At 71.9% G+C, this 1,347-nt stretch carries 1 protein-coding gene; it reads right to left on the bottom strand.

What is annotated here, in order from left to right; translation table 11 throughout:
• Nucleotides 1-40 precede the first annotated feature (40 nt).
• The coding region (locus ACFOY2_RS54610; RefSeq protein ID WP_379536107.1) for a heavy metal translocating P-type ATPase at nucleotides 41-1,347 on the bottom strand (1,307 nt) is incomplete at its 5' end.

The following is a 1,347-nucleotide window of genomic DNA, read 5'->3' as shown; positions in this document are numbered from 1 at the left end:
GGCCGAAGGCGGTTGATCGCCTCCGGCCACTTTCCCGCGTCTACTTGAAGGTGCGCAGGCGCAGGCTGTTGCTGACCACGAACACGCTCGAGAACGCCATCGCCGCCCCCGCGATCATCGGGTTCAGCAACCCCAGCGCGGCCAGCGGCAACGCCGCCACGTTGTAGGCGAACGCCCAGAACAAGTTCCCCTTGATCGTCGACAACGTCCTGCGCGACAACCGGATCGCGTCCGGCGCCACCCGCAGATCACCCCGCACCAGCGTCAGGTCGGCGGCCTCGATCGCGGCGTCGGTGCCCGTGCCCATCGCCAACCCCAGGTCAGCCTGGGCGAGCGCGGCGGCGTCATTGACGCCGTCACCGACCATCGCCACGACCTTGCCCTCGCCCTGCAGCCTCTTGACCACGTCCACCTTGTCGGCGGGCAGCACCTCGGCGATCACCTCATCGATGCCCACCTCCGCCGCCACCGTCCTGGCCACCGCCTCGTTGTCACCCGTCAACAGGACCGGGGTCAGGCCCAGGGCGCGCAGTTCGGCGATCGCCTGCCCGCTGGCCGGCTTGACCACGTCGGCCACCACCAGCACCGCCCGCGCCTGGCCGTCCCAGCCGACCGCCACCGCGGTGCGGCCCCTGGCCTGCTCCTCGGCCAGCTCGCGCTCCAGGCCGGCGGGCAGATGCTGCGACCACTCGGCCAGCAGCCGGGGGCGGCCGACCAGCACCGCGTGACCGTCCACGATGCCCTGCACGCCGAGCCCTTCGACGTTGGCGAAATCCTCCACCCTCGCCTCCGACTGGGCGGCGCGGGCGATCGCCTGGGCGATCGGGTGCTCGGAAGCGTGCTCCAGCGCACCGGCCAGCCGCAGCACCTCCTCACGGTCCTCCCCCTCGGCCAGGTGCACGGCGACCAGGGTCATCTTGCCCTCGGTAACCGTGCCGGTCTTGTCCAGCACGATCGTGTCCACCCGGCGGGTCGACTCCAGCACCTCAGGACCCTTGATCAGAATCCCCATCTGCGCACCCCGCCCGGTGCCCACCAGCAACGCCGTCGGCGTGGCCAGCCCCAGCGCGCACGGGCACGCGATGATCAGCACCGCCACCGCCGCGGTGAACGCCGCCGCCGTGCCGTTCCCGGTGCCGAGCCAGAACCCCAGCGTCCCGACCGCGAGCGCGATCACGATCGGCACGAACACCCCGGAGATCCGGTCCGCCAGCCGCTGCACCGCGGCCTTGCCCGTCTGCGCCTCCTCCACCAGCTTGGCCATCTGGGCGAGCTGAGTGTCGGCACCCACCCGGGTCGCCTTCACGATCAACCGGCCGCCCGCGTTCACCGTCGCCCCGGTGACCG

This window comes from Nonomuraea purpurea (assembly GCF_042650645.1).
GTDB lineage: Bacteria > Actinomycetota > Actinomycetes > Streptosporangiales > Streptosporangiaceae > Nonomuraea > Nonomuraea purpurea.
Note: the sequence above shows the minus strand (reverse complement) of the source record. Positions and strands in the feature narration are given on the sequence as shown.